Raw genomic sequence first — 22,322 nt, forward strand, 5'->3', positions numbered from 1 at the left:
TTAATATTCAGTCGTTACGATTGGTGTGCCAACCGTAATCGTATGATTTTCGTTCATTTCCGAACTTCTGATGGCAATTTGAACATTCATTTTATCATTTGAAGTCATAATGAACTGTTCCCACTTATCTGTGTAAGCGGAAAGCGACACAAAATTAGACTCAACGAGATACTCAACTGGTTTTGCTTGAAATTCATTTGCTAACATTTCAGCTTTTTTTTGCAAAACAACATCCATCATACCATTTACATGACCATCGAGACAAGTAAAAATTACAATTTTCTCTTGTAATATGCTTTTTGCATGACGTACGAACTGATCATATGTATGCTCCCAGGTATTCAGTGGGCGAGCACCTTTTTGCTCATATAATAAATACGACTTTTGATTGGATTTTGTGTCGGTCTTCACGAGTAAAATTTTCGATTCTGTATCATTTTTTTCATCTTTGTAAATTCCTGTGACTTTGGTGACATGTTGTTCTTTTTTTTCGGTCCACTCATACTGTCGTAGTTCGTCTTTCAAACGTTTCACTTTTTTTGAAAATTGTTCGGATGAAATATCTACATTTGTCTTGGCATGAAGGGTCCATCCATCGACTTCAATTTGCTGGTTTTTTAGACCTTCTGCTATTTGAGCGAGCGGGGAAGATTCTTCCGCACGAACACCTTGAATCATCAGAACAAAAAAAAGAATAAACGCAAATAATGGCCAACCTTTCAAATACTTTCTCACTTGTCATTCCCCCTTGCTACAAGTGTTGCCGCAAGGAGGTCAATGCATACGTGGAAAAGTCAACAAAAGGCGAGCCTTTTGACCCTTCTTTTTACGTTCCCGCAGAAGGCCGTGACCAAACCTTTTATGTTAGAACATATAAGGAATTTGTCTCGAGAAATTTAAGTAATCAAGGAAGAAATTGCTGACTGCAGATGCGATAGCAATGGTAATGAGCATCATCAGCAGCCTTGCTTGAACGATTTTCCCTTTTTTAATGAGTGGATCAATATTTACAGCAAGCAGTGCCCACCATGTAACCGCGATAAAAAATAGGTGGATCACAATGCCCACGATTGCTTGTTGTCCTACGTCTTCCATACAGTTGAATCCTCCTTTTATTTATTTCTGTAAAGGAAAACTCCCTTTCATTATATCCTCGAAAATCGGAAAGATGAATCATTTGGAAAAAAGAGCTACATTTAGTGTGAATCCCCTCTTATCCTGATGCCAAGGAGATGATATACTGCGTGTGGAAGGAGCTGAACACATTGAAAGATTCTTTTCCTGACTTTGTTGATTTGTACGGAGAATTGGTTCCCTCATTTGATCATGAATGGGAGGCCATTGCTTTCTACTTTGATTATAGACAGACACAGCTAGAAGAATTAGCACAATTGTGTCATTTTCATAACATTTCTTTGGATTACTCTGAGGAAAGCTTGTATCAGTTAGAATCACTATACTTTGATGCATTGACCAAGCAGCTGTTCGCTGAGTGGAAAATGCCGATAGATGCATTAGAAGCGATGATGAGTGTGTATATAGGAGAGGTTGTCATCCGTCATCATTCAGATGCTGACTGGGTGGTGCGGCCTTATATGGATTCTCCGCACAAATATACGCTTGGCTTACGCAGAAATAATAAAACATGGCATTGCAGTACGCAATTTTGCGAGCACTTATATCTAGAAAAGCAAGCATCTCATCCTTATGTGTCGATGTATCAATCTCTCATGTCATCCTAAAAAAAATCCTTCTTATCACAGTGATAAGAAGGATTTTCTGTTTTATTTCCCTGCTACATTTAAACGGTTTAACGCCCGTTTTAATGCGAGTTCCGCCCGGCGTACATCACTTTCATTCGGGTGGTTCAAATGCTCTTCAGCACGCTGCTTCGCTGATTTAGCACGATCGACATCAACTTTATCTGATGTTTCAGCGGCCTGAGCAAGAATCGTTACTTGTTCAGGGCGGACTTCAACAAATCCGCCACTTACTGCAACCAATTCAGTTGATCCACTATGTTTTAAGCGAACTGCACCGATTTTTAGCGGAGCAACCATTGGAACGTGGCCAGCTAAAATACCAAGCTCACCGCTTTCTGCTCTTACACTGACCATTTCCACATCCGCTTGATACACTGGGCCGTCGGGAGTAACGATATTGACTTGAACGGTCTTCATGCTTTTACCCTCCTAAGGACCAGATTAGGCCTCTACACCCATCTCTTTGGCTTTTTCAATCACTTCTTCAATGCGTCCAACTAAGCGGAATGCATCTTCTGGAAGGTGATCGTATTTACCAGACAAGATTTCCTTGAAGCCTTTAACAGTTTCTTTCAATGGCACATAAGAACCCTTTTGGCCAGTGAACTGCTCTGCTACGTGGAAGTTTTGAGATAGGAAGAATTGAATACGACGCGCTCTGTGTACCACAAGCTTATCGTCCTCAGATAATTCATCCATACCTAAAATGGCAATAATATCTTGAAGCTCTTTATAACGCTGCAATGTTTGCTGCACTTCACGCGCAATCGCATAATGCTCTTCACCAACGATCTCAGGTGCAAGTGCACGAGATGTTGAAGCAAGAGGATCAACCGCTGGGTAAATACCCATTTCAGTCAGCTTACGCTCAAGGTTTGTCGTTGCATCAAGGTGAGCGAATGTTGTTGCTGGAGCTGGATCCGTATAGTCATCCGCAGGTACATAGATCGCTTGAATCGATGTAACCGATCCTACGTTTGTAGACGTGATACGCTCTTGCAGCTGACCCATCTCTGTTGCAAGTGTTGGCTGATAACCTACCGCTGAAGGCATACGTCCAAGAAGGGCTGATACTTCAGAACCTGCTTGTGTAAAGCGATAGATATTATCGATGAAGAACAATACGTCTTGACCTTGTTCATCACGGAAATGCTCTGCCATTGTCAAACCAGTTAGGGCAACACGCATACGTGCACCTGGCGGCTCGTTCATTTGACCGAAGACCATGGCTGTTTTTTCGATAACGCCAGAATCTTTCATTTCGTAGTAAAGGTCGTTTCCTTCACGTGTACGCTCTCCAACACCAGCGAATACAGAAATACCGCCGTGTTCTTGTGCGATGTTGTTGATCAATTCTTGAATCAGAACGGTTTTACCTACACCAGCTCCACCGAATAGACCGATCTTTCCACCTTTGATGTAAGGAGCAAGCAGGTCAACAACTTTGATACCTGTTTCAAGAATTTCAACTTCTGTAGAAAGTTGATCAAAAGAAGGCGCTTGTCTGTGGATTGGATCTCTTTGAGCTTCCACACCAAGTGGCTCATCTAAGTCAATGTTATCTCCCAGTACGTTGAATACACGTCCAAGTGTTACGTTACCAACTGGTACTGAAATTGGTTTTCCAAGGTCTACAGCTTCCATACCGCGCTTCACACCGTCTGTTGATGCCATTGCGATGGTTCTCACTGTATCGTCACCTAAATGTAGTGCTACTTCTAAAGTTAAGTCGATATCAACTTCACTTTCGCTTTCCGCTTTATGCGAAACTTTGATCGCATTATAAATCTCAGGCAAGTGACCGTCTTCAAAACGAACGTCTACGACTGGTCCCATGATCTGACTGATGCGTCCTGTTTTCATTGCATTCCCTCCTGACAATTATTTCTATTCTAAGGCAGCTGCTCCGCCGACAATTTCTGTAATCTCTTGTGTAATCGCTGCTTGACGAGCACGGTTGTAAGAGAGTGTCAGGCTGTCGATCAATTCTTTTGCGTTGTCTGTTGCACTCTTCATTGCTGTCATTCTTGCAGCATGTTCACTTGCTTTGCTGTCAAGAAGCGCACCGAAAATCAAACTCTCTGCATATTGAGGAAGGAGAACTTCAAGAATTTCTTCTTCAGAAGGCTCAAACTCATAAGATGCGGAACGTTTATTTGGTGTCGCTGCGGCCGAAAGGTCCGTTAGCGGCAATAATTTCTTCTCTGTTACTTCTTGTGAAATCGCACTGACAAAGTGGTTGTAGAACATATAAAGTTCGTCAAACGCTTCATCAGAGAACATTTGAACTGTACTGCTTGCTAATTCTTTAATATCAGCAAACGCTACTTCGTCTCCAAGCCCTGTTACTTCAGAAATAACTGGAATACCACGCTTTTTGAAGAAGTCGCGTCCGATTTTACCAATGACAATCACCGCATATTCATCAGCGGATTGATGACGAGATTGAATGGTTTGGTAAGCGGCACGCAAAATCGAGCTGTTAAAAGGTCCTGCAAGCCCTCGATCAGATGTAATGACGAGATACCCTGTTTTCTTGACAGGTCTTGAAAGAAGCATTGGGTGCTTAGCACTTGTTCCAGTTGCGATTGCAGCAACCACTTCCTGGATTTTCTCCATGTAAGGAACAAAAGACTTCGCATTGTTTTCAGCACGATTCAGTTTCGCAGCTGATACCATTTGCATCGCTTTTGTGATCTGACTCGATTTTTTCGTTGACGTGATCCTTGACTTTATATCGCGTAATGAGGCCAAAGATTTCACCACCTTTTTTCAGGAATCCGTGTTCATTTACGTGAAAAGAGAGAAAAAGAGAATCTTTTTCTCTCGGAAAGATTACTAATTAGTTGCTTGGTGCAAACGTACGTTTAAAGCCTTCGATTGCTGTCTTCCACTCTTCATCAGCAGGCATATTTCCTGTTTGAGAGATTGTGTCAAACAAGCCTTTATGGTTTTCTTCAATGTACAAGAATAACTCAGCTTCAAAACGTTTAACATCAGCAATGGCTACATCGTCTAAATATCCTCTTGTTAGTGCGTAAAGAATCGCTACTTGTTTTTCAACTTTAAGCGGTTTGTTCAAGTCTTGTTTTAAGACTTCAACTGTTCTTGCACCACGGTTTAATTTCGCTTGAGTGGCTTGGTCTAGATCAGATCCAAACTGAGCGAATGCTTCAAGCTCACGATAAGAAGCAAGATCCAGACGAAGTGTACCTGCTACCTTTTTCATCGCTTTGATTTGTGCAGAACCACCTACACGGGATACAGACAATCCTGCGTTTACCGCTGGACGTACGCCTGAGAAGAAGAGGTCAGATTGTAAGAAAATCTGTCCATCTGTGATTGAAATAACGTTTGTTGGGATATATGCAGAGATATCGCCAGCCTGCGTTTCTACGAAAGGCAATGCTGTGATAGAACCGCCACCCTTTGCGTCACTAAGCTTCGCTGCACGTTCTAATAAACGAGAGTGAAGATAGAAAACATCACCAGGGAATGCCTCACGACCTGGAGGACGACGAAGCAATAATGAAAGCTCACGGTAAGCTGCCGCTTGTTTAGAAAGGTCATCATAGACAACAAGTACATGCTTGCCGTTATACATGAATTCCTCACCCATCGTTACACCTGCATAAGGAGCAAGGTAAAGAAGTGGAGCCGGCTGTGATGCAGAAGCTGTGACAACGATTGTGTAGTCAAGCGCACCATGCTTACGAAGTGTTTCAACAACACCACGAACCGTAGATTCTTTTTGTCCGATAGCTACATAAATACAGATCATGTCTTGATCTTTTTGGTTTAGAATTGTATCGATTGCAACAGATGTTTTACCTGTTTGACGGTCACCAATGATCAATTCACGCTGTCCGCGGCCGATTGGAATCAAGGCATCAATTGCTTTAATTCCTGTTTGAAGCGGCTCATGTACAGATTTACGATCCATAACGCCAGGTGCTTCACTTTCGATTGGACGTGTTTTGCTTGTTAAGATTGGACCTAGTCCATCAACAGGCTGACCAAGCGGGTTCACAATACGTCCGATTAACTCTTCACCTACTGGAACCTCCATGATACGACCTGTACGTTTTACGTCGTCACCTTCGCGGATATCTTTGTAAGGTCCTAAAATAACGATACCTACGTTAGACTCCTCAAGGTTTTGAGCCATACCCATTACACCGTTAGAGAACTCAACCAGCTCTCCTGCCATAATGTTGTCAAGGCCATGTACACGCGCGATACCGTCCCCTACTTGAATGACTGTACCGACATCTTTTACTTCAATTTCTGATTGATAGTTTTGGATTTGCTGCTTTATCAGCGCGCTAATCTCTTCAGCTTTGATACTCACTAAGGTTTCACCCCTTCTAACGATTTTCGCCTGCAAGCTGACGTTCAATGCGGGAAAGCTTTCCGCTGACACTGCCGTCATAAATGCGGTTTCCGATACGGATTTTCACTCCGCCTATTAGATCCTTGTCAATCACATTTTCAACACGCAGTGATGTGACTCCGGCTTTTTTGGCAAATACTTCAGATAAAGATTGAATTTCAGCACCGCTCAGCGGCTTCACTGAATACACGACCGCATCGTCAATTTGTTTCGTGCGGTTTGCAAGTTTCACAAACTCAGACGTCATTTCAGAGAAAATATTCGTGCGTCCGCGGTCAATCAGTAAATACATTGTGTGCAATACATAAGTAGAAACACCTTTGAAAGCTTCTGCAATCAACTGTTTCTTTTTGTCTGCCGTAATCTTTGGATGAACAAGGAAGTCATTAAGTTCTTGATCAGCCTTTAGAACTTTTTTGATCTCATTCAGCTCTTTTTCAGTTTCGTCTACTGCCGAAGAAGCAAGAACGATGTCAAAAAGAGCAGAAGCGTAACGCTTAGAGACAATAGTTACGCTCATCGGCTTTCGCCTGCCTCTTTAAGGTACTCTTGAATCAATTTCTCTTGTGCCTGCTCATCAAGTTCTTTTTCAATCACTTTAGATGCAATCAGCACAGATAGTGATGCAACCTGCTCACGCAGTGCAGCCACAGCTTGTTCTTTTTCTTTCACGATTTCAGTTCTAGCAGACTCTTTCAAGCGCTCTGATTCTTGACGTGCTGCTTGAATGATCTCTTCTTTTTGTTTCTCACCAATCTTTTTCGCATTTTCGATGAGTGTATGTGATTCTTCGCGTGCTTCTTTCAATAAAACACGTTGTTCTTCAAGAAGCTTTTCAGCTTGAACGTGCTTTTCTTCAGCACTTGAAATTTCATTTCCTATATAATCTTCACGCTGTTTCATAATCCCTAATAAAGGCTTAAGCGCAAATTTCTTTAAAAGTGCAAGCAAGATGAGCATAGCGATAAGCTGGAATAACATATCACCGGCGTTGAAGCTTAAGCCCCCTGCTCCTAAAACCACTGGTAACTGAGACATTTAGTACGGCAACTCCCTTCTTTAAATAATATGTTAAGAAACAAAACATAAAGGAATGGCGAAGTTTCGAACTAATCTGATCTTCGCCATTAAAATTCATATTAGAACGCTTCTCACATATTAACCAAAGAATGCCAAGAATGCGATAACGACAGCGATAATTGGAAGTGCCTCAACTAAAGCGACCCCGATGAACATAAGTGTTCTTAGTTCTCTACCAGCTTCTGGCTGACGAGCGATTCCTTCAACTGTTTTAGATACGATTAGACCGTTACCAATACCTGCTCCTAGTGCTCCTAAACCGATTGCAATTGCTGCTGCTATTAAATTCATTAAAAAGCTCCTCCTTTAAAATAACGTCCTTTTTGGACTCTCAATTTTTTAGTGTTCGTCGCTGACTTTATGGGAAATGTACACCATTGTCAGCATGGTGAAGATAAATGCCTGGATTGTTCCGACAAACAAACTGAATGCCTGCCATACAATCATCGGCACGATGGCACCTAATGTACCAACGATACCAAGCGCAATATTTTGCGTGTAGAAATTGGTCGCAAGTCCTGCAAGTAACCCAAGAAGAATCTCTCCAGCGAAAATATTTCCGTAAAGACGCAAACCAAGTGTTAGCGTGTTTGCAAATTCTTCAATGATTTTCAGCGGCACTAAATATGGGATTGGCTTGAAGAAGTCTTTCGTATATTCCTTGACTCCTTTTGCCTTGACACCGTAGAAGTGTGTAAGTCCCATGACCATAATTGCTAGTGTCATTGTGATTGCAGGATCAGCAGTTGGTGATTTCCACCACAAGTTGTGATCGACCGTAATCGAGAACGGCAGTCCAAGCATGTTTGAAACAAATATGTACATGAGTAATGTAACGCCAAGCGCTAGAAATGGGGCTCCTGTTTTCATGTCCATCGAACTACCTATGATATTTCGAACAAAATCAACGATCCATTCCATGAAGTTCTGCGCCTTAGTCGGACGAATAGACAGAACACGAGTAGTCAGCACCGCTATGAGAAGAACGATGATACTAGCAATCGTAATCATGAGAACATTGGATAAGTTGAACGTTAACCCTAAAAATTCTGTAGTTTTTGAACTGTGACCCAAAGAGTATTCACCTCTCTTCCATAGTAGAACGTTTAAGTTGAATGAAGGAATCTATCATAATGACAGGATATATTGTCATTAATCCTATAACAACACCTGCCAGATGAACTTCATTAGGGTAACGCCAAGCAATCGCTACTGCGAGAATCGCGTTGGCCCACCTGGCTGTACTTCCCATTGAACGAATGGATTTTCCTTTTTTAACCGCTCGATCAAAAGCGTGCATTCTCCGTATAAGTAGGAATAAATTAAAGAAAGCAAAAATTGTGCCGATAATGAAACCAAGAAACAGTGGTTTAAAACCAGGCATGGCATAGCCAAACACAAAAATTGCCAATAGATAGAACATGTATTTACTCTGTCTGCGGAAAATCGCGTTTGGATCGTTCATTCATCTGACTCCCGATGAAAAGTATTGTAAAAAAGGTGATAAATGGTGATGAAAACTGCGTAGAAGACGCTTATGATAAGCCGTCCTATTCGAAAAAAATCAATCACCCATCGGTCTAATTGCACAATCAGACTTGAAATCTTTAGATCTATGGGATGCTGCTTCATTCGTTGATACAAACCCTGATTATTAAAGGGTTCACAATGAGGATTAGTAGAGTGCTATAGGCTATGAAAACCTTACCATAATACCCTCGTTTAGCATACAATAGCGTCTATGATGTGTCAATCGGTTGAAAGTTAAAAAACTTTTCTATAGTGATAGAGCACACAAAATGTTCACAATTTCATCAAACTTTAGGAGAGATGTGACAATCATTGAAAAAAACAGCCAATGTTCAGTATACATTGATTTTTCTAAGAACGGTATCAACCGTTTGTCATATATTTCAAAAAGCCCACATGCACGTTTGCATGTGGGCTTTTATTAAGACTTTCTTATTTCGTTCCGTACATACGGTCACCAGCATCACCAAGACCTGGGATGATGTAACCTTTTTCGTTTAGTTTCTCATCTAATGCTGCAATGTAGATATCAACATCTGGATGATGCTTTTGCATTTCCTCTACACCTTCAGGGGCAGCAATCAGACACATAAAGCGAATGTTTTTCGCACCGCGTTTTTTCAAGCTGTTTAACGCTTCGACTGCAGAGCCGCCAGTTGCAAGCATTGGGTCTACTACGATAAATTCACGTTCTTCCACATCAGATGGAAGCTTCACATAATATTCAACAGGCTTTAATGTTTTCGGATCACGGTATAAACCAACATGTCCCACTTTAGCAGCTGGAATGAGTTTCAAAATCCCGTCTACCATTCCAAGACCTGCTCTTAAAATTGGCACAACACCGAGTTTCTTCCCTGAGATCACGTTTGATTTCGCTACTTGTACAGGTGTTTCTACATCTACCTCTTCAAGCGGTAAATCTCTTGTGATTTCAAATGCCATTAATGTTGCAACTTCATCCACTAGCTCTCTAAATTCTTTAGTTCCTGTATGAACGTCACGAATATATGTAAGTTTGTGCTGAATAAGCGGGTGATCAAATACATAAACCTTTGCCATTGCTTGCTACAACTCCTTTTCTGTCATCTTCCGGTGAACTTTGCACACTTCCTACAATTCTACATAAAAAGACATCATCTTTCAATATGATTCGCAAATCCTACAAAAAAACCCACATGCCAAATATAGGCAAATGGGTCTGTTTTTTAATAATCTAATTCGTTATATAGAGGGAAACGGGCCGTAAGATCAGATACACGCTTTTTCGCCTCTTCTAATTTCGCTTCATCTTCATGATGTTTTAGCGCAAGTGCAATAATGGAACCGACTTCTTTCATCGCTTCTTGATCAAAACCGCGGCTTGTTACTGCTGCTGTACCTACACGTACACCACTTGTGACAAATGGTTTCTCTGGATCATAAGGAATTGCATTTTTGTTCACTGTAATACCGATTTCATCAAGAACGTTTTCTGCAATTTTTCCTGTGATGCCAAGAGAACGCAAGTCGATGAGAACAAGATGGTTATCTGTTCCGCCAGATACAAGCTGAATATCTTCAGATAAAAGAGTTTCAGCTAGTTGTTTTGCATTATCAATGACGTTTTGTGCATATGTTTTGAAATCTCCGTTCAATACTTCACCGAAAGAAACAGCTTTTGCAGAGATGACATGCATCAGTGGTCCACCTTGAATACCAGGGAAAATCGATTTGTCGATCTTTTTACCAAACTCTTCACGGCATAGAATCATTCCGCCGCGAGGTCCGCGTAATGTTTTGTGAGTTGTCGTTGTCACAAAATCTGCGTAAGGAACTGGATTTGGATGAAGACCTGCTGCAACAAGACCAGCAATGTGAGCCATGTCGACCATAAAGTAAGCACCGACTTCATCAGCAATCTCACGGAACTTTTTGAAATCAATTTGACGTGGGTATGCACTTGCACCCGCAACGATAAGTTTCGGCTTATGTTCACGTGCTTTTTCAAGTACATCTTGATAGTCGATATGCTGAGTTTCTTTATCTACACCATATTCTACAAAGTTGTACTGTACACCACTAAAGTTTACAGGGCTTCCGTGTGTTAAATGCCCGCCATGTGATAAGTTCATGCCCAGTACTGTATCGCCATGCTCAAGAATTGTAAAGTATACGGCCATGTTCGCTTGAGCACCTGAGTGAGGCTGTACGTTCACATACTCAGCGCCAAAAATTTCTTTTGCGCGGTCACGTGCGATATCTTCCACAACGTCTACATGTTCACAGCCGCCATAGTAGCGTTTACCAGGATAGCCCTCAGCGTATTTGTTAGTTAATACAGAGCCCTGTGCTTCCATGACTGCTTCGCTTACGAAGTTTTCTGATGCAATTAATTCGATTTTGTCCTGCTGGCGTTTCCGCTCTAGTTGAATTGCTTTGAATACTTGTGCGTCTTGCTCAGGTAAATGTTTCATCAGCGAAATCCTCTCCAATCTATTTCCATTCGATGTTTTCACCATCTCATTGTACACGGTTTTTGAGTAAAATGTAAAAGTTTTTTTTGGAAAATCGACTTCTTTTTTATGAAAACCCGAATATTCAAGTGGTAAAGCGTCTTCATCATTCAACATTATATTAGAAATATATCGAAGCTATGATCTTGTATAAACGGCTCGTTCTCCGCCAATCAGCTTCGGACGCGTTTTCGCAAAAGTCACATGTGCATGTCCTAATCGATGACGACTGAGGCGGACAGGTACAGCGACTCTCTTTAAGTGCATCCCAATTAACGTATCGCCGATATCAATTCCAGCATGTGCCTCAATGCATTCGACCAATACAGGATGTTCCATTTGCTGATACGCATGAGCCGCCATCGAACCACCTGCCTTACGGACAGGTACTGCAGCTACGATCTCCAGGTTAAAACGGAAAGCCGCTTCTTCTTCAACAACAAGGGCACGATTTAGATGTTCACAGCATTGAAAGGCGAGCTCGATGCCGGTCTCTCGTCTTAACTGATCCAATTCTTGATAGATAGAGGCAGCAATTTGCTCACTTCCTGCAGTACCAATATGCTCACCAGCCACTTCTGACGTACTGCAGCCAATGACTAAGATTTGCCCGGCATGCAATTCAACTGTTTGATGAAACTCTTTTAACATTTCAAGCCAATCTTGACCAATGTTCATGTTAAGCGCTCCTTATAGGTGCTTTTCTTCGTAATCAGCAATTTTGCCAATCCGCACAGCATGGCGTCCTGCTGTAAACTCTGTCGTCAGCCAAATGTGCGCAATCTCACGTGCTAATCCTGGTCCAATCACTCGCTCTCCCATTGCAAGAACGTTCGTATCATTATGTTCTCTCGTTGCTTTCGCACTAAATGTATCATGAGCCAATGCACAGCGAATTCCTTTTACTTTATTTGCTGAGATGCTCATGCCGATGCCTGTCCCACAAATTAAAATGCCGCGGTCGACTTCTCCGTTTGCCACCATATTGGCTACAGGAAAAGCATAATCTGGGTAGTCTACAGAACCTGATCCGCATTCACAACCCATATCAATGTATTCAATCTTCAATTCATCCATCAGTTGTTTGATTTCTTCACGAATATTCGTTCCGCCGTGATCGGATGCAATGGCTACTTTCATCGGGCAATTCCTCCTAAGGGTGAGTTGATCTGTTATGTCTTACATTCATTCTTTATTTACAGTTATATTTTAACCTCTGCCTAGTGATTTGCAAACAATAGCAGAAAAACCGTTGAGGCAACGGTTTTACAAGTTATCTATTATGATGATCTTTTTTCAGCTTCTCAGCGAGCTGATACAGCAAGGCTTCTAGTTCATCTCGAGTTTCCTGATAAACAGAAAGACTTCCTCCAAACGGATCGGATACATCGCCTTCTGTTCCTGTCGCAAATTCCTTTAAAGTGAAGACCTTGCCTTTTGCATGCGCATATTGCTCTGCAATCAACTGTTTATGCTGCATCGTCATCGTGAAGACGTAATGAGCTTCGCGCAGAAGATCCTCTGTCAATTTTGATGATGAGTGATTTAGTGGAATGCTTTTCTCAAATAATGCTTCGATCGCTTGAGGAGAAGCCTTCCCTTCATCGGAGGCAAAAATGCCCGCTGATTTTACAGTGACCTCTAAACCTTTTTCATCTGCAATGGAAGCAAAAAGGGCTTGAGCCATTGGACTTCTGCATGTATTACCCGTACAAACAAATAAGATTTTCATCTTTCGCCCTCCTTTTCTTCTATTATATAGCATTTCATTCTACATGTTATGTAAGGAGATTGGCTAGAGCGGAAATAATAATTTGATACCAAAGGCTAGTAAAATGATTCCGCCAAGCGCGCCGCTATATGAACCAACCCATGACCGAACCTGTTTACCGAGTAATAATCCGAGCCATGTGAGGAGCATACTAAAAAAACCAAACAATAATATAGTCATCCACACCTGGGAACCGTAAATCCCAAGACTTAAACCAACGGAGAAGCTGTCTAGGCTTACACTTGTAGCAAAAAGAACGAGACCAGCCCCAACAGGTGCGATAAAGGGCTTATCCTCTTTGCGGATAGAAGCAACAATCATTTGCAGTCCCAGCACCAAAAGCAGCGCCCCGCCGATATAGGTGGCAAGTAGACCGAGCCATCCGGATAAGAGCTGACCTGTCAGCATGCCAAAAAGCGGCATAAACATATGAAATATCCCAATGACAAGTCCTATATAAATGATCTGGCGGAACCTCAGCTGAATCATCCCCATACCAAGTCCAACCGAAAAAGCATCCATCCCAAGTGCAAAAGCCATGATGCTGAGTGTCAGCAATTCGCCAGCTAGTTCGTTCATGTAAATCCCCCTTGGACACACATTCTTCTTTAACCTATGTTTGTCCAAGAAAGGTTAGAACTATTGGAACGAAGGGAGTGTACGCCCTCCTGCGGCTTTTTGCAGACGGTTCATAATGGCAGAACCAACTCCCTGCTCTGAAAAGGCTTCTGAAATAATCAAGTCTACATCTGTTTCATCAAATTGTCTCAGTACACGATAGAGGTTTGCAGCAACCGTTTCAGGTTTTTCTCTATATCCACAGCTGTACACAACATCTGCCGCAAACAGCGATTTCTTTTCTTCTGTTGTCAGCACTCCGACTTTTAGACCTTCAGCTTTGTATTTCTGAATGTGACGCTGCATTTCTTCATCACTTCCATGAAAGATATACATCTGGGCTTCAGGTGCATAATGTGTGTATTTCATTCCCGGCGATACAGGCGCTTCGTCCTTTTTTGTCAGCCCTGGGTCCACACTCACCGTCCCCACGACCTCTTCTAATGCTTCTTTTGTAATTCCGCCTGGTCTTAAAATCACTGGGGTCTCACCTGCACAGGATACAACCGTTGACTCAACGCCAATTCCAGTTGAACCGCCATCCACAATCCCAGCGATTCTCCCTTCGAGATCACTCGCTACATGGTCAGCTTGTGTTGGTGAAGGTTTTCCCGAACGATTGGCACTTGGTGCAGCAATTGGCAGACCAGCTGCTCGAATCAGCTCAAGCGCAATGGGATGGTCAGGCATTCTCACACCTACTGTGGATAAACCTGCTGTAACCTGCTTTGATAAAGTGCCCGGCTTACACGGAAGAACGATGGTTAAGGCGCCCGGCCAAAAGGCATCCATCAGCGCCTTCGCTTTTTCGCTTTCTATTTGTGCAAATTCGTGAAGCTGCTGAACCTCCGCAATGTGAACAATCAACGGATTATCACTCGGACGCCCTTTCGCTTCATAAATTTTCATAACGGCTTCTGTCTCTTTCGCATTTGCCCCGAGTCCGTAAACGGTCTCTGTCGGGAACGCAACCACTTCATTTTGCTGCAGCAGATCGGCCGCCTGTTTAATTTGTGGATAGTATGTGGATAAATCCTTTTCTACATCCACAGACCACCTTTTTGTATTTAACATCATACAAACTCCTTTTAAAAAAAGATAAAACTGTTGATATATCTCAATTATCCTTTTGAAAGTATAAAAGATGATGATCAATAAAACAAGCGTTGTCCACAATTTGTGGATAACGCTTGTTTAGTAGTGGATAAGTATGTGTATAAGTCCATCATTTTGTGATTAACTGCCTTTTTTTTGCAGGACCACAGCCTGTTCTTCCCCCAATGTCTCTTTTGCATGTGCTGAGCTCCATATGCTTTCTGGAATTTCCTCTAAAGGCGTAAAGCCCATTAATGCCAAAAAATCATGGGAAGAGGAATGGTTTGCGACGACATAAAAAGTATCCACACCCATCTTTTCACCGAGCGTTTGAACACTTTGGAACAAAGAGACAATGTGTCCCTGACCGAGCTTATCTGATATGACAAGAGACCGCAGCAATCCCTCTTGTTCATTGAGCTGTTCAAGACCTAAGCAGCCTGCCAGCTGACCATCCGCATCTTCCATCACTACAAATGCCGTTCGCTCCGCAAGCGTTACTCCGCCTTTTGCTTGTCCCTTTTCAAGAAAAGCATTGATCGCCGGGACATCTTGTTCTGTGGCTATTCTTAATTGATAATACATGCTTTCACCTCTTTTTGTTCTCTTACTTCAACTCTATGAGGCAAAAACCGATTTATACCTTTTTTAAGAGAAAAGACTAGAGACCCATTCAAACAAAAAGAACTTCACTTCACCTGTCTCTTCTTCCTCTTCTTTCACCACTTCATTAACAGACTCTTTCGTTTGCTGCGCTGTCACTTGTTTATCATCCTCCCCTTCTGGTGAGGCGATGGCTTCTCCGTTTGAAAAATCGATAAAGCAGAGCGGCGGAAATAACACACACCACCAGTTGGCTCCGTCTCCTTCTCCAAGCGTAATTAAAATGGCTTCATATTTCCCAGCAGGGTAGACGAAATTTCCATAGAGCTTTGTTGGAAATGAAGCTTTTTGAAAACTGACCGATACGGATTGATCTATGTGCTGTTCCTTCAATTTCGCTTTGGCGATACGATTGATTTCTGGCAGCTTTGATCGAATGACACGTCTTGCATCTTCAATGGATGTGAGGTCTTTGACCCACTCTGTCATACTCGCATTGACCTCGTCACGAATACTTCTTTTCACATCCTGATCCGCTGAACGATCACTATTTGCTAAAATGCGTAATCGAATCGCTTCATCTGGTATGACAACGGGCTGATTTGCAGAAGCAGCCGCTGTCTCCTCTCTGCCAAGATTTGCAAAAGCACCGCATAATAATAGAAACATATAAAGACAAATCATCGTTTTACTTTTTAACATTGTGTGTTCCCCCCACTTTTTCTCTTCGCTACAAACATTGTGTCCAGGAAACCCATCTCATAAACAGTCAACATGTTTTTTTTAATAGATTATGAGTCAAAAACAAAAAAGCCGTTCTCATTAAGAACGACTTTTGAGTGAGGATTGGTAGTCAGAAGGGTATAGTCTCCCATCCCAATCTCTGCTGATTTTTAAACCAGATTCTGTTTTGATGACAGTCATGGCTCCTTTTTTCTCGATTTCTTTTTTGACTTTTCCTTTTTGATCGATAAATTGGATCACCATTTCATAATTAAATTCAATTCTGTCATCGCTTTCATCTGAAGGCGTAAACATAATTTTCTTCAGCTTGATTTGACAATCTTGATCCTTTGCCGCTTCTAATATGCTCGGGAACATGCTGTCTTGTGTATATTCTTGATATTCATGTTCGGTTAAATAAACCTTCAGCTTCTCTTTCATGTCAGATAGGTCATCCGTTCGATTCACTGTGTATTGTGCTTTTTTATAGCTTTCTCCAAATGCTGCTGCCTCTTTTTTAAAGCTCGGTTTACCACAAGCACTCACAATCAATAGTACACTGACGATGACCAACACCATCGCATACCTTTTGTTCACACCATTCGCTCCTTCAAAACAAATTTATGTAAAAAATCATGATCAGAATGTTCATTCTTCTATATATACGTTTCTCTTTTACCATAAGTTTCATCTTTACATAATAAAATAGTCCGGCTTTCTTCAGCCGGACTTTCCGTTTTGAATGTGTGCACAAACAGCTCGATCTTTTCCGTTAATATCTTTGACGATACAGACATCCGCTTTAGGAAATGCCTGCTCAAGAAGCGCTGTGACATCTTGACCTTGCGTATGTCCAATTTCAAAGACAACAACTGCCTGATCACTCAGCACGCTGGGAAGATCATGAACGAGACGCTGATAAAACCACAAGCCATCACGTCCGTCCGTCAGCGCATTCACCGGCTCATGCTTCGTCACAACCTCAGATAGACTATCCATTTCTTCCGCCGCAATATAAGGTGGATTGGAAATAAATACATCTACTTTAATGCCTTGAGCTATAACCGGTTCAAGCAAATCTCCATGTAAAAAATGAACGTCTGCACCGAGCGCTTGTTGATTCCGTTTTGCTACCGCAAGCGCTTCTTGCGAGATATCAGTCGCTGTGACAGATAGTGATTTTTTTTCAAGAGCCAGCGTAATCGCAATGGCCCCGCTTCCTGTGCCAACGTCAACTGCTTTGAGCGGCTGATCGGGCGGGAAAACGTCACCTACTAAATGGAGCGCCGCCAAAACAACTTCTTCTGTTTCAGGACGAGGGATGAGAACATGCTTGTTCACCTCGAAAGGACGTCCGTAAAAGAATTCAACTCCCGTTAAATGCTGAATAGGAACACCAGCCTTGTGCTGCGTCACAAATTTGCTGAACAGGTGATCTTGCTCCTCAGGCAGCGAATCATGAAAACGTGCAAGAAGCTCACTTCTGCTCCAGCCAAGTACATGCATCAAAAGAAGCTCTGCTGCATTTTGGTCTCTTCCAGCTTCCGTTAACAAAGAAGAAGCCCATTTAAGGGCTTCAAAAATTGTTCGCTCTTTATTTTGCATTTTGAAGCTTTCTTGCTTGGTCTTCCATAATTAATGCATCAATGACCTCGTCAAGTTTTCCTTCTAAAATTTGATCAAGCTTTTGAATCGTCAACCCGATACGGTGATCTGTTACACGGTTTTGCGGGAAGTTGTACGTACGGATACGCTCTGAACGATCCCCTGTTCCAACCGCAGATTTACGCGTTTGATCATATTCAGCCTGTGCTTCACGCTGGAATTTATCATAAATTCTCGCACGCAGTACTTTCATGGCTTTTTCTTTGTTTTTGATTTGCGACTTCTCATCCTGACAGGATACAACCACACCTGTTGGAAGGTGAGTTAATCGAACTGCAGACATGGTCGTATTGACACTTTGTCCGCCAGGTCCGCTAGATGTGAAAGTATCTACACGGATGTCTTTTTCATGGATATCAATTTCTACTTCTTCAGCCTCAGGCAATACAGCAACTGTCGCTGTTGATGTATGAATTCGTCCGCCTGATTCCGTTTCCGGAACACGCTGCACGCGGTGTGCGCCGTTTTCAAATTTCAGTTTGGAGTACGCGCCTTTCCCGCTGATCATAAAGATAATCTCTTTATAACCGCCTGTGCCTGTGACACTCGCTTCCATCACTTCCGTTTTCCAGCCTTGCATTTCAGCATAACGACTGTACATGCGGTAAAGGTTTCCGGCAAAAAGAGCAGCTTCTTCTCCACCCGCTGCACCACGAACCTCCACAATAACGTTTTTGTTGTCATTCGGATCTTTCGGGATCAGCAAGATTTTCAGCTCGTCTTCTAAACGTTCCGTTTCCTCTGTGAGCTCTGAAATTTCTTCTTTGACCATGTCGCGCATCTCGGCATCCAGCTTCTCTTCCAGCATTGCTTTCGCGTCATTCAGCTGGTCGTATGCCGCACGATATTGTCTATATACCTCAACAGTTTCTTGAATATCGGATTGCTCCTTTGAATATTCACGAAGCTTCGTAGGGTCGTTCACCACTTCAGGGTCACTTAAATATTCATTTAGCTTTTCATAGCGTTCTTCAATTGATTTTAAACGGTCTAACATGGTCTTCACCTCTGTTTTGTGCGTAACAGTCTAATTATAGTATAGCGGGGTATGACAGTCAAAAAAATTTCCAAAACAATTGATTTCCTGCAATTTTTCGCTAGAAAACACGATCTTTGGCGATTGGTTACTTGTTTTGTCTAACGTGAAGGAACAGGTCCTCCTTAAAGAGAATGGTACTTGTAATTGAAAAAAGGGAGGGCATTTGGTTTGAATACAAATGAGGTTGCAAAGGAAATTGGTGTTTCTTCAAAGACGATTCAGCGTTGGGTCAAACAGCTCAACATCCCTGTCGCCCGGAATGAACTTGGACATTATGAATTTCATGAAGACATTGTACAGCTGCTCAAAGAGGTCAAACACCAGATGAGTGAAGGTGTAATCCTCCAAGACATTCAACTGCCAATCCATAAGGAAACCGTCCGTCAATCAGCACCTGCTGCCCAAACTGATGTCTCCATACAACGGATTGAAGCATTAGAAAAACAGGTGAAAGAGCTTATTCAGCAGCAATTACACGTCAATGATGCAGAAGACCGCCTGCAAGAGCTTGAACGGAAATTGGCTAAAAAAGCAGATGAAGGTGTATCGTATCAGCTGCTTCAGCACCGCAGAGAAATTGAAGATTTATCCACTAAATTTGACCGCCTCACCGCAACCTTGAAACAACCATCACAAGTAGAAGAAAAAAAGGAAATCGCACACCCTGACATCAAAAAAAAGCGTGTACTCTTCCCTCTGTTTCATTCATTTCGTTAAGAAAGGCTGCCTCGATAGGCAGCCTTTCTACTATATTATACGGTAAGTGCAATAATGATCGGTAATGTGATGAGTGACATGATGGCACTGATCACAAATGCGGATGCAGTTTCCGCCTCTTGTTTTTCAAATCGTGTTGCGATCATCGCTGCAACAGCTGAACCTGGGAAGGCAACAAGTAATACAGCTTTTGTAATTTCATCAGCTGAAAGACCCATAAGAACGGCAATAAAATACATAAGTAATGGTTGTACAGCTACTTTTAGCAATGCAATACTGAAGGCTGGCAAGCTTAATTTAATTTTTCGGATACCAACAGTGACACCGACTGCAAATAGCGCAACCCCTGATGTAACGCTGCCAATTTCCTCTAACATTTCATGTCCGATTGCAGGAAGTTTAAATCCTAAAAGAACAAGAATGATACTGGCTAACGGCGCAAGTGCAAGCGGCTCTGATAAACCGTGCAAAATTGCTTTTGTCGTCATTTTTAGGAAACTTTCGCCTTCTTTGGCTTTTCCTTTTGTTTTTTCACCGACAGTTGACACAATAATAGCAATTGGATCAAGCAATGCATTTACAACTATTCCGGTAATCGCAATCGGAATTGCGACTTCTTGAGCCCCAAATAAACTGCCCAAGACCGGAATCCCCATAAATGCAAAGGTCGGTTGTGCTGAGTTTAATGAGAAAACAGAAGAATCTGTTAAATCATATTTAAAAGCAAATTTTGTAACTAAAAGGATAATGATATAAAAACCAACGATTCCGAAAATCAATGCAACGAAAAATGGAATTTGACTATAGAATTTATCTTTTGGTGTTGACAGAATACTGGCGATAAAGTGCGCTGGTAAAGCATACTTTGTAACAAGTGTACTTACACCTTTTGCAGATTTAGCGTCATAGCTGCCGAAGTTCCCTGCGAACCAACCCAGCGCGATAACGAAAAAAATCGGTGCTAGGAGGATCAAAATATTTAAAAAGTCCACCTTACTCTTCCTCCTTAAATCCTTTACGTGTTTCTTTTTTTATTGCGGCATTGCTTAAATTACCCGAAGCAATGCCGCGTTACACATTTTATTATGCTCTTACAATTTTTTTATATTCAGGAATCCACATTGCGTCTTTCACAGCTTGTTCGATGTTATCAGGTGTTCTTCTAGCGACACCATCTTTAATTGCTGCTTTCGCTACTTCAACAGCCACATGAATTGACACTTCTTGCAATTTATCAATACTTGGAAGAAGACCAGCACCTGGTTTCTCATGATCAACCATTTCAGCAATTGCATTCGCAGAAGCAACGAACATGCCTTTTGTGATGATTTTTGATTCTGTTACGATTGAACCAAGACCAAGTCCAGGGAAAACGAACGCATTGTTGGATTGTCCGATTTCATGTTCAATTCCGTTATACTCAACGTTTTCGAACGGGCTTCCTGTTGCAACAAGCGCACGGCCGTCAGTCCATTTGAATAGATCCTCTGGCACAGCTTCAGCAAGCGGTGTTGGGTTAGACATTGGCATGATCACTGGACGCTCTGTATGAGCTGCCATTTCTTTAATGATTTCTTCAGTGAATGCGCCGCCTTGACCTGATGTACCGATAAGGATTGTCGGCTTCACCCTGCGAACAGTTTCAGCAAATGAGATTTGTCCTTTTTCATCGCGTGCCCAGCCTTCTACTTCATCAGAAGTACGAAGGTATGGTTTTTGGAAATCAAGAACTTCATCCTCAAATTGATCTGTTAGCAATCCTCTGTAGTCTAATGTCCAGAATGCATTGTTTGCTTCTTCTTCTGTTAGACCTTCAAGAACCATTGTGTCACGCATTTGATCTGCAATTCCGATACCAGCTGATCCAGCTCCGAAGATGACAACACGGTGATCTTTCAATTGAGTACCAGTTTTCTTGACAGCTGCAAGAACACCCGCTAAAGTAATGGCACCAGTACCTTGAATATCATCGTTGAACGTTAAGATGTTATCGTTGTATTTTTTCATGATGTTACGCGCATTTTTGTTTCCAAGGTCTTCCCAGTGAAGCAATGCTTTCGGGAAGAATTTAAGTGCTGCTTTCACATAAGCATCAATGAATTCTTCGTATTTTTCACCTTGTACACGTTTGTGATGGTTCCCGATGTATAATGGATCATTCAATAATTTTTCATTGTTTGTTCCAACATCTAATACAACTGGAATCACGCGGCTAGGATCAATACCTGCTGCAGCCGTGTAAACAGCTAATTTACCGATTGCGATATTGATACCACCAACACCCCAGTCACCAATTCCAAGAATACTCTCAGAGTCAGTTGCAACGATGAGGTCAATATCTCCAGCAGTTGCGTGCAAGTTTTCAAATGCTTTCTCGATTCCGTCAATATCGTCGATTGAAAGATAGACACCATGAGGTCTTCTGTATTCATGGCTGTATTCTTGAATCGCTTCACCAACAGTTGGTGTGTACACAACTGGAAGCATTTCACGAAGCTTTTCTGTTAGAAGCTTGTAGAACAATACTTCGTTACGGTTTTGTAAATCACTTAAGTATACGTTTTGACGAAGACGATCCGGCTGAGCTAGAAACTGCTTGTACGCTCTTTCCGCTTGCTGTTCTAAAGTTAGAACCGTTGGAGGTAGTAAGCCTTCTAGTCCAAGCTCTTGTCTTTCTTCTTCAGAGAAAGCAACGCCTTTGTTCAACGTTGGAATCGATAATACATCTTTACCTGTCAAAGTGGTTTCGAGGTACCCTTCTTTTGTTTTCTTCACGTTGTTCATCAAAAACTACCCTCTTTCTAAAATATAAATAAAGTGAACTATTAAT

At 42.0% G+C, this 22,322-nt stretch carries 27 protein-coding genes; 2 read left to right on the top strand and 25 right to left on the bottom strand.

What is annotated here, in order from left to right:
- Both MHB66_RS17100 and MHB66_RS17105 read right to left on the bottom strand, forming a co-directional pair.
- Positions 1-735, bottom strand: a complete 735-nt coding sequence (locus MHB66_RS17100) for a YwmB family TATA-box binding protein (protein WP_024423723.1) — start codon at positions 733-735, stop codon at positions 1-3.
- A 129-nt stretch (positions 736-864) separates the two neighbouring features.
- A complete protein-coding gene (locus MHB66_RS17105) occupies positions 865-1,095 on the bottom strand; it encodes a DUF1146 family protein (protein ID WP_024423724.1) in 231 nt (76 codons plus the stop codon).
- Positions 1,096-1,265: 170 nt separating this feature from the next.
- Between MHB66_RS17105 and MHB66_RS17110 the strand changes: the two genes are divergently transcribed.
- Positions 1,266-1,742, top strand: coding sequence for a hypothetical protein (locus MHB66_RS17110; protein ID WP_024426339.1), 477 nt, complete (start codon positions 1,266-1,268; stop codon positions 1,740-1,742).
- Between the two features lie 42 nt (positions 1,743-1,784).
- Here MHB66_RS17110 and MHB66_RS17115 read toward each other — a convergent pair whose 3' ends face one another.
- The 21 genes from MHB66_RS17115 to prfA all read right to left on the bottom strand — a co-directional run bounded on the left by MHB66_RS17115 (position 1,785) and on the right by prfA (position 18,733).
- Entirely contained in the window at positions 1,785-2,180 is a 396-nt protein-coding gene (locus tag MHB66_RS17115; protein ID WP_003214592.1) for a F0F1 ATP synthase subunit epsilon, read from the bottom strand.
- Between the two features lie 24 nt (positions 2,181-2,204).
- The gene (gene atpD / locus MHB66_RS17120) at positions 2,205-3,626 is read right to left on the bottom strand and encodes a F0F1 ATP synthase subunit beta (protein ID WP_024423726.1); all 1,422 of its coding nucleotides are present in this window, start codon (positions 3,624-3,626) and stop codon (positions 2,205-2,207) included.
- Between the two features lie 24 nt (positions 3,627-3,650).
- Positions 3,651-4,517 carry a F0F1 ATP synthase subunit gamma gene (locus MHB66_RS17125; protein ID WP_024423727.1) on the bottom strand — a complete coding sequence of 289 codons (867 nt, stop codon included), beginning with the start codon at positions 4,515-4,517 and terminating at the stop codon, positions 3,651-3,653.
- Between the two features lie 88 nt (positions 4,518-4,605).
- Complete coding sequence (gene atpA, locus MHB66_RS17130; protein WP_034281219.1) at positions 4,606-6,114, bottom strand: F0F1 ATP synthase subunit alpha; 1,509 nt, start codon at positions 6,112-6,114, stop codon at positions 4,606-4,608.
- Between the two features lie 16 nt (positions 6,115-6,130).
- Positions 6,131-6,676 (bottom strand): F0F1 ATP synthase subunit delta, encoded by a 546-nt coding sequence (locus MHB66_RS17135; protein WP_024426340.1) that lies wholly within the window; start codon positions 6,674-6,676, stop codon positions 6,131-6,133.
- On the bottom strand, positions 6,673-7,194 hold the full coding sequence (atpF, locus tag MHB66_RS17140; RefSeq protein ID WP_034281220.1) for a F0F1 ATP synthase subunit B: 522 nt from the start codon (positions 7,192-7,194) through the stop codon (positions 6,673-6,675). The genes MHB66_RS17135 and atpF overlap by 4 nt, the downstream gene beginning before the upstream one ends.
- 120 nt (positions 7,195-7,314) lie before the next feature.
- On the bottom strand, positions 7,315-7,527 hold the full coding sequence (gene atpE, locus MHB66_RS17145) for a F0F1 ATP synthase subunit C (RefSeq protein ID WP_003214968.1): 213 nt from the start codon (positions 7,525-7,527) through the stop codon (positions 7,315-7,317).
- Between the two features lie 48 nt (positions 7,528-7,575).
- Positions 7,576-8,310, bottom strand: a complete 735-nt coding sequence (gene atpB, locus MHB66_RS17150; RefSeq protein WP_024423730.1) for a F0F1 ATP synthase subunit A — start codon at positions 8,308-8,310, stop codon at positions 7,576-7,578.
- Positions 8,311-8,317: 7 nt separating this feature from the next.
- The gene (locus tag MHB66_RS17155; RefSeq protein ID WP_024423731.1) at positions 8,318-8,701 is read right to left on the bottom strand and encodes an ATP synthase subunit I; all 384 of its coding nucleotides are present in this window, start codon (positions 8,699-8,701) and stop codon (positions 8,318-8,320) included.
- 497 nt (positions 8,702-9,198) lie between these two features.
- Positions 9,199-9,828: a uracil phosphoribosyltransferase gene (upp, locus tag MHB66_RS17160; protein ID WP_003214553.1), complete on the bottom strand. Its 630-nt coding sequence runs from the start codon at positions 9,826-9,828 to the stop codon at positions 9,199-9,201.
- A 146-nt stretch (positions 9,829-9,974) separates the two neighbouring features.
- Positions 9,975-11,222: a serine hydroxymethyltransferase gene (gene glyA / locus MHB66_RS17165; protein WP_034281450.1), complete on the bottom strand. Its 1,248-nt coding sequence runs from the start codon at positions 11,220-11,222 to the stop codon at positions 9,975-9,977.
- Positions 11,223-11,399: 177 nt separating this feature from the next.
- Positions 11,400-11,939: a TIGR01440 family protein gene (locus MHB66_RS17170; protein ID WP_046312974.1), complete on the bottom strand. Its 540-nt coding sequence runs from the start codon at positions 11,937-11,939 to the stop codon at positions 11,400-11,402.
- A gap of 12 nt (positions 11,940-11,951) precedes the next feature.
- A complete protein-coding gene (gene rpiB, locus MHB66_RS17175) occupies positions 11,952-12,401 on the bottom strand; it encodes a ribose 5-phosphate isomerase B (RefSeq protein WP_003214714.1) in 450 nt (149 codons plus the stop codon).
- 133 nt (positions 12,402-12,534) lie between these two features.
- The gene (locus tag MHB66_RS17180) at positions 12,535-12,993 is read right to left on the bottom strand and encodes a low molecular weight protein arginine phosphatase (RefSeq protein ID WP_024423734.1); all 459 of its coding nucleotides are present in this window, start codon (positions 12,991-12,993) and stop codon (positions 12,535-12,537) included.
- 63 nt (positions 12,994-13,056) lie between these two features.
- The gene (locus tag MHB66_RS17185) at positions 13,057-13,611 is read right to left on the bottom strand and encodes a manganese efflux pump (RefSeq protein ID WP_024423735.1); all 555 of its coding nucleotides are present in this window, start codon (positions 13,609-13,611) and stop codon (positions 13,057-13,059) included.
- A 60-nt stretch (positions 13,612-13,671) separates the two neighbouring features.
- Positions 13,672-14,724: an L-threonylcarbamoyladenylate synthase gene (locus MHB66_RS17190; protein ID WP_080943480.1), complete on the bottom strand. Its 1,053-nt coding sequence runs from the start codon at positions 14,722-14,724 to the stop codon at positions 13,672-13,674.
- A gap of 162 nt (positions 14,725-14,886) precedes the next feature.
- Positions 14,887-15,330 (bottom strand): general stress acyl- n-acyltransferase, encoded by a 444-nt coding sequence (locus tag MHB66_RS17195; protein WP_046312969.1) that lies wholly within the window; start codon positions 15,328-15,330, stop codon positions 14,887-14,889.
- Positions 15,331-15,393: 63 nt separating this feature from the next.
- Positions 15,394-16,050, bottom strand: coding sequence for a stage II sporulation protein R (gene spoIIR / locus MHB66_RS17200; protein ID WP_046312968.1), 657 nt, complete (start codon positions 16,048-16,050; stop codon positions 15,394-15,396).
- Positions 16,051-16,170: 120 nt separating this feature from the next.
- On the bottom strand, positions 16,171-16,650 hold the full coding sequence (locus tag MHB66_RS17205) for a hypothetical protein (RefSeq protein ID WP_024423739.1): 480 nt from the start codon (positions 16,648-16,650) through the stop codon (positions 16,171-16,173).
- A 141-nt stretch (positions 16,651-16,791) separates the two neighbouring features.
- The gene (gene prmC, locus MHB66_RS17210) at positions 16,792-17,676 is read right to left on the bottom strand and encodes a peptide chain release factor N(5)-glutamine methyltransferase (RefSeq protein WP_046312951.1); all 885 of its coding nucleotides are present in this window, start codon (positions 17,674-17,676) and stop codon (positions 16,792-16,794) included.
- Positions 17,666-18,733: a peptide chain release factor 1 gene (gene prfA / locus MHB66_RS17215; RefSeq protein ID WP_034281226.1), complete on the bottom strand. Its 1,068-nt coding sequence runs from the start codon at positions 18,731-18,733 to the stop codon at positions 17,666-17,668. The genes prmC and prfA overlap by 11 nt, the downstream gene beginning before the upstream one ends.
- Before the next feature lie 210 nt (positions 18,734-18,943).
- Here prfA and racA point away from each other — a divergent pair, with 210 nt between their 5' ends.
- Complete coding sequence (gene racA, locus MHB66_RS17220; RefSeq protein WP_046312948.1) at positions 18,944-19,492, top strand: chromosome-anchoring protein RacA; 549 nt, start codon at positions 18,944-18,946, stop codon at positions 19,490-19,492.
- 35 nt (positions 19,493-19,527) lie between these two features.
- Here the strand turns inward: racA and MHB66_RS17225 are convergent, their stop codons facing one another.
- Positions 19,528-20,484 carry an AEC family transporter gene (locus MHB66_RS17225; RefSeq protein ID WP_024423743.1) on the bottom strand — a complete coding sequence of 319 codons (957 nt, stop codon included), beginning with the start codon at positions 20,482-20,484 and terminating at the stop codon, positions 19,528-19,530.
- 91 nt (positions 20,485-20,575) lie between these two features.
- Positions 20,576-22,276, bottom strand: coding sequence for an oxaloacetate-decarboxylating malate dehydrogenase (gene malS, locus MHB66_RS17230; protein ID WP_046312945.1), 1,701 nt, complete (start codon positions 22,274-22,276; stop codon positions 20,576-20,578).
- Between the last annotated feature and the right edge of the window lie 46 nt (positions 22,277-22,322).

Source organism: Bacillus sp. FSL L8-0167 (assembly GCF_038630295.1).
Classification (GTDB): domain Bacteria; phylum Bacillota; class Bacilli; order Bacillales; family Bacillaceae; genus Bacillus; species Bacillus safensis.